Source organism: Hydrogenivirga sp. (assembly GCF_056450045.1).
Map to the genome: position 1 here is coordinate 21507 of NZ_JBWONM010000086.1, position 6426 is coordinate 27932.

Sequence of the window (6426 nt, forward strand, 5' to 3'; positions counted from 1 at the left end):
AAAGGGAATATTATAATGCCTTTTCCTTCAGAAGCAGCTCCTGTGCCTCTTCCTCGGGCATGGGTCTTCCAAAGAGGTAGCCCTGGGCATAATCGCACCCTATTTCCTTTAGTATCATTGCCTGTTCTTTTGTCTCAACCCCTTCCGCTACGGTCTTGAGCCCGAGGAACTTTGATAGCCTGACTATGGACTCAACTATAGCCCTGTCAACCCTGCTCTCCACCATGTTCTGGACAAAGGTCATATCAACCTTTATGATGTCAAGGGGGAGCTTTCTGAGGTAAGAGAGGGAGGAGTAGCCCGTCCAGAAGTCATCAACTGCCACCCTAAAGCCTTTAGCCTTAAGGCGTTTCAGTGTATCAACGGACTCCTCTGGGTCCCTCATCAGCGAAGCCTCCGTTATCTCAAGTATCAGATGGTGGGGTTGGGCTTTGGTCTTGTCTGCGAGCTCAAAGACGTTGCTCACAAACTTCCTGTCGGAGAACTGCCTCGGTGAAACGTTCACGCTTATATATACCCCATATCTCTGCCCCCACTCCCTTGACTTGTTAAAGGCTTGCTCCATAACCCACTTTCCTACCTCCCTTATCATCCCCAGCTCCTCAAGGACAGGCATGAACTTGGCGGGCGGGATTATCCCATCTTCTGGGTCTTCCCACCTGAGGAGGGCTTCCAAGCCAACGAGCTCAGAGTTCTCAAGGCTGTATATTGGCTGATAGTAAAGCAGGAACTCTTCCCTCTCAAGGGCTTTGTGGAGCCTGTTTTTCATTATGAGTATGTTCTGGGCTTCTCTGTCCATATCCTCTGTGAAGAAGGCAAAGCCCCTCTTTCCCTCCTCCTTAGCTCTGTACATAGCCATGTCCGCACTCTTTATGAGCTCAGAAGGGCTCTTGCCGTTATCCGGATACAGGGCTACACCGACCGAGGCTGAGAGGTATATGTCCTCCTCGTTAGCCTGAAAGGGTGTGTCAAAGAGCCTTAGAACCCTCTCTGCGAGCTCAACTATCTCGTGAACCTCCCTCACGTTCGGAACAACCGCAACGAACTCATCCCCTCCGAACCTCGCTACGGTATCGGTCTCCCTGAAGGCTGACCTGAGCCTGTTTGCCACCTGAACTAGTATCCTGTCACCTATCTCGTGTCCGAGGGTATCGTTCACGGTCTTGAAGTAGTCAAGGTCTATGAACAGGATGGCGACCTTGGTCCCCATTCTGTCAGCGAACGCCATAGCCTCTTTTATCTTCTCGTTCAAAAGAGCTCTGTTGGGAAGCTCAGTTAAGGGGTCGTAGTAAGCCATCTTCTTGAGACTGTCCATGTAGTCAAGAGCCTTTATAGCCATCTCCTCAAAGGAATCGGAGAGCTTCTTTATCTCCTCAATGTTCGTGTTCGGTAGGTTTATCTTTGGGTGCTTCTCAATCGTCCTCGTGAGTGTGTCCATTATCTCTGAGAGTCTCCTAACTGGCTCGGCGGACATCAGGGTGACGAACCTCGCTATCAGGAAGGAGATAAGGGTAAAGAGGTATATGGCGGAGAAGTTGATAGACAGCTCTGAGAACAGAGAGCTGAGGTAGGGAGCGGGTGATACCTCCAAGACTGCGAGCCATCCTATGTCATCCCTCAGCCTGCTCTCCTTGTAAAAGAAGGAGTTCAGATACTTCTCTATCTTGAAATAGCTCTTATCTTTCCTCTTTACCTCCAAGAAGAGACCCTCAACCGGTTCAACCTCTCCCCTGACAAACCTCTCCATAGGCTTTACGCCGGGCATGCTTGAAGCTATAACCCTTCCCTCCCTGTCAAGGAACGTTACGTAAACTCCCTCCTTCAGGGAGAAGTCCTTCGCAACCCGTATGAGCCTGTCAAGCCTCAACCCGCAGTAGGCATAACCGAGAAACCTTCCCTCCTTGACAGCGGGAACCGCTATCCCGACGACCGGCTTGAGAGCAAACTTCGCTACGAAGACCTTTGTGAAGGTGTACCTTTGAGTTCTCTTAACCTCCTTGTAGTAAGGTCTGTAGTTGAAGTTAGTTCCTATCATGTACTTACCCTTCGGGTTTACCTCAGGATAGAAGGTAAGGGCTGTAGCTTCTTCATCGGCTATGTAGCAGGCGTGGAACTCGTGGAAGGAGCGCCTTATCGCTTCCGTCTCCTTCTGGAGCAACTCCCTGTTCTCCTTTCCCCATATGACGAGCCTGTTGGCGAGCTCCCTGACAGCGTTCAGATGGATGTCAAGCCAGTAAACAACGCTCTCTCTGATGTTCTCGCTTATTATCTCCATGTCGCTCTTTATGGTCCTCAGGAACCTCCTCTCGTCCAGCTTTGACTGATAGATTGAGTAGAGGAAAAGGGGGGCTATTGCTGTGAAGGCTACGGACACAAAGAGCATCTCCCCGTAGGATATGAGCTTCTCTTTCTTTATGTAGTACTGGTAGAGCAGGTACATTATTGTTGCGAGGGTTATGTTTATCAGCCCGTTGGCTGACTCCTTCAGTGTCAGAAGGATAGAGAGCTCAAGCCCGAGGTTCGCCGTCACCCTAAGCAGGTAGGCGTAGGCTATCCAGCCGAAGAAGACCCAGAATATCCAGCCAGAGACTATGAGGTTGAACCTGAAGAACCTCCGAAGGAGGTATACTCCGGTAAGCTCAACGACACCGAACAGGGAGGGAAAGAGCTCACCGTGAAGGGATAACCTCTCTGCAAAGAGTATAAGGGCAAGGAGGAAGGCATACCTGAATCCGAGGAGCTCAAGGGTGAAGAAGACGAAGAGGGCTCCAAAATGAAGGTGGAGGCTGTCAAGGAAAAGGGGCATACTTATTAGGTTCACCCCGAGGGCTATGGTAGATATCGTGAGAAAGGAGAGAAGCTTCCCCCTAAGCTCCATCCGGTGCTTCCTCTATTATTCCCCCTCCAAGGAGCGTATCACCCTCGTAGAAGGCGGCAACCTGTCCGGGCGTCACTCCCCTCACCTCTTCCCTCAACCTTACCCTGAATAGATCGGACACTTTCTCTACACTTTCAACACCCACGGGTGTATGCCTGTACCTTATCTGGACCTGAACGTCCTTCCAGCTATCCATAGGCACGTGAAGGTTTATATCGCTCACGTATATGGTATCTCTGTAGAGATATTCTTCCTCACCTACGAAGACGGTGTTGGTCTCAGGGTCAAGCTCAACTACGTAAAGAGGTCTGCTGTAAGATATACCGAGCCCCCTTCTCTGACCTATGGTGAAGTTGTATATTCCCCCGTGCTTCCCAAGAACCTTACCCGATACGTGCCTTATGAGCCCCTCTCTTCTCCCGAACCTTTCTTCAAGGAACTCCCCCGGAGACCTACCCATAAGAAAGCACACCTCCTGAGAGTCCCTCTTGTCAGCCACCTCAAGTCCGTGCCTGCGGGCTATCTCCCTCACCTCCTCCTTTGTCATGTCTCCGAGGGGGAACTCAAGGAAGCTGAGGTCTTCCTTCCTAACGAGGGCAAGGAAGTAGGACTGGTCCCTCTTCCTATCAACACCCCTCTTTATCACCCTGCCCACACCCGGGACCTCTACGAGTCTGGCGTAGTGTCCGGTTGCAAGCCTGTCTATATCCGCAACAGCCCTGAGGTATCTGGCGAAGTATCCCGTTTTAACCTCCCTGTTGCAGAGGGCACAGGGGTTAGGTGTCCTTCCCCTCATATATTCGCTTGTGAAGTACTCTATCACCTTATCCTCAAACATCTTTTCCCAGTCAAAGGTGAGATGGGGTATGCCAAGCCTCTGGGACACCTTGGCTGCATCCTGAACATCCTTTGGAGAACAGCAAACGTTCAAGTCTTCAGAGTTTGTGCATGGGACTGTATGAAAACGTAGAGTAACTCCTATTACATCGTGTCCCTTTTCCTTCATGAGCAGAGCGGTGACACTGCTATCAACACCACCGCTCATTCCTACGGCTATCCTCATAACTTATTGAATTTATCTCTGAAGGTTAGACTTGGAAGTGAAGAACTCATAAATAAAGCTGACCGTCTGGGGATTGACCTCCCACTTCTCAAGAAGTTCACCCTCCCCCAGGAGAAGCTCTGCAGCCCTGAGGAGCAGATAATAGGGGGGCTCATCTTCCTTCAGAATCCCGAGCCCCATCATACCTATGAGGGTCTGCCTCAGGTCCTCCGCTATACCCTGCATCATCATATCAAAGCCGAACTTCTCGTAGAGCTTGTTCCTTTCCTCCTCGGACATAGGGATGAGACCCTTGGCGAAGGCACACATCTTAGCCCAGGTTCTCAGGGTGTTCTCCCACTCCTCCCTCGGAAGACCCCCAAGCTCAATATTTATGTAATTGAGGAGATACCTCGCAAGGTACTCCTTAGCCTCCTCAAGGCTCTCAAATCCCGGAACCTTCTCCTCTCTTCTGAGAAGGTCTGTAAGGTCCTTTTTCATCCCAGTCCATCAATTTACCCGCTACTCTGAAGCCTGTCAAGGTAAGACCTTATCCTCTCACCCCACCTCTTCGCCTCGTAGAGCACCTCCTCCTCGTCAATGGTTTTTAGCTCCCTCTTCTCCATGAGGACCTTCCCCCTGCAAACTACGGTGTCTATGTCTGAGGACTGGGCTGAATAAACCACCTGTGCAACAGGGTCGTAAAGGGGTTGAAGGTGGGGGCTCTGAGGGTCTATGAGAATTATATCAGCCTCGTAGCTTTCCTCTATCCTCCCAGCCTCTATTCCTACAGCTGAGAAGCCCCACTCAGTAGCTATCCTTAAGGCTGTGCCTGCATCTATTGCCTTCGCATCCATGCTCACACCCTTGTGGAGCTTCGCCATCGTTGCCATTTCCTCAAGCATGTCAAGGTTATCGTTGGAAGCTGGTCCGTCGGTTCCAAGGGTTATGTGTAGTCCCGCCCTGAGGTAATCGGGAATTGGAGCTACTCCCGAGGCGAGCTTGAGATTGCTCTCTGGACAGTGGGCTATCTTGACCCCCCTCTCCTTAACTATCTCTATCTCCTCCTCTTCAAGCCATACCATGTGGGCACATAGGACCCTGTCCGAGAGAAAGCCTATGCTCTCAAGATGACTAACGGGTGTTTTGCCGTACTCCTCCCTTATCCTTTCAACCTCACTCTTTGTCTCCGCAACGTGGATGTGGATGTAGAGATCAAGCTCCTGGGCGAGCTCCTTCACCTTCCTGAGGGTATCGGGTGAGCAGGTGTAGGGGGCGTGGGGACAGAGAACTGGAAAGACGAGCTCCTCTCCCTTGAAGGACTGGGCGAAGCTCCTCGCCCTCTCTATATACTCATCGGGGGTCTTGGCGACCTTTGTTGGAAAGTCAAGTATCCCGAAGCCAAGACCAGCCCTTATACCCGCTTCCTTTGCTACATGACCAACCTCCTCCTCAAAGAAGTACATGTCCATGAAAAGGGTTGTCCCTGACCTTATCATCTCAAGCACACCGAGCCGAGCTCCAGCCCTGACGAACTCTGGGGAGACGAACTCCCTCTCAAGGGGCCATATCACCTTCTGGAGCCAGTCCATAAGGGGAAGGTCCGCACCTATTCCCCTGAGAAGGGACATGGGAACGTGGGTGTGCATGTTGGCAAAGGAGGGGAAGGCGAGTTTCCCTCTCCCCTCTACGGTGTAATCCGCCTCAGCCTCTATGTTTCTCTCTAATTTGCTTATCTTCCCGTCGCTTACCGCTATATCAACCCTTCCCCTTCCTGGCAGGGTTACGTCCTTTATCAGCAGGTCGTACCTTTCCATAGGGGAAAGATTTTACCACTTGAGCTCGTTAGCCTTGGCGTAAGTCTGGGGTTTCCTCTGGAAGAAGTCAGTCTTTGTATCGTTTATCTTCCTGAAGTTATCAATCCACTTCATTGGGTTCTCCGTTATCTCGGGGTAAAGGGGCTCAAAGCCTATCTGTGTAATCCTCAGGTTCCCGAGGTACTTTATGTACCTGTCTATAAGCTCGTTGGTAAGACCGAGTATCTGGTTGTTGGTAACGTACTGTCCCCACTTTATCTCCTGGTCAACCGCATACTTGAAGTATTCCCTTATCCACTTCTTTATCTGGGGACTGAAGAGCTCCGGCTGTTCCTTCTGAAGGCTGAGTATCATGTTTCTAAAGAGCGTCACGTGGGTGAGCTCGTCCCTGTTTATGTACTTTATCTGCTGGACCGTGTTGGTCATCTTCCCCTGCCTTCCGAGGGTGTAGAAGAAGGCAAAGCCTGAGTAGAAGTAGAGAGCCTCAAGGATGTAGTTTCCGATGACCGCCTTTATGAAGTTCTCCTGAGAGGGATTCTTTATGAAGCTGTTGTAAACCTCCGCCACAACCTGGTTCCTCTCCCTGAGCCTTTCGTCCTCCCTCCAGTAGTTGTATATCTCGTCAGCCTTTATCGGGTCAACCACAGACTCAAGTATGAACTGGTAAGAGTATGCGTGGACAGACTCCT

5 protein-coding genes are annotated in these 6426 nt (G+C 50.9%); all 5 read right to left on the minus strand.

Annotated elements, in window-relative coordinates:
* Positions 1 to 10: 10 nt before the first annotated feature.
* Positions 11 to 2878, minus strand: coding sequence for a bifunctional diguanylate cyclase/phosphodiesterase (locus AC1HCM_RS03695; protein WP_479460430.1), 2868 nt, complete (start codon positions 2876 to 2878; stop codon positions 11 to 13).
* The gene (mnmA, locus tag AC1HCM_RS03700) at positions 2868 to 3941 is read right to left on the minus strand and encodes a tRNA 2-thiouridine(34) synthase MnmA (protein ID WP_479460431.1); all 1074 of its coding nucleotides are present in this window, start codon (positions 3939 to 3941) and stop codon (positions 2868 to 2870) included. Before mnmA ends, AC1HCM_RS03695 begins: the two co-directional genes overlap by 11 nt.
* A 12-nt stretch (positions 3942 to 3953) precedes the next feature.
* The gene (locus AC1HCM_RS03705; RefSeq protein WP_479460432.1) at positions 3954 to 4421 is read right to left on the minus strand and encodes a hypothetical protein; all 468 of its coding nucleotides are present in this window, start codon (positions 4419 to 4421) and stop codon (positions 3954 to 3956) included.
* 14 nt (positions 4422 to 4435) lie between these two features.
* Positions 4436 to 5737, minus strand: coding sequence for an amidohydrolase (locus tag AC1HCM_RS03710; RefSeq protein ID WP_479460433.1), 1302 nt, complete (start codon positions 5735 to 5737; stop codon positions 4436 to 4438).
* A 12-nt stretch (positions 5738 to 5749) separates the two neighbouring features.
* Positions 5750 to 6426: ribonucleotide-diphosphate reductase subunit beta (locus tag AC1HCM_RS03715; protein WP_479460434.1), on the minus strand; the 677-nt coding region annotated here is incomplete at its 5' end.

Bases quoted from the DNA above. Each gene is read 5' to 3' on its own strand.
- AC1HCM_RS03695 (WP_479460430.1), bottom strand. From the start codon at position 2,878: ATGGAGCTTAGGGGGAAGCTTCTCTCCTTTCTCACGATATCTACCATA.
- mnmA (WP_479460431.1), bottom strand. From the start codon at position 3,941: ATGAGGATAGCCGTAGGAATGAGCGGTGGTGTTGATAGCAGTGTCACC.
- AC1HCM_RS03705 (WP_479460432.1), bottom strand. From the start codon at position 4,421: ATGAAAAAGGACCTTACAGACCTTCTCAGAAGAGAGGAGAAGGTTCCG.
- AC1HCM_RS03710 (WP_479460433.1), bottom strand. From the start codon at position 5,737: ATGGAAAGGTACGACCTGCTGATAAAGGACGTAACCCTGCCAGGAAGG.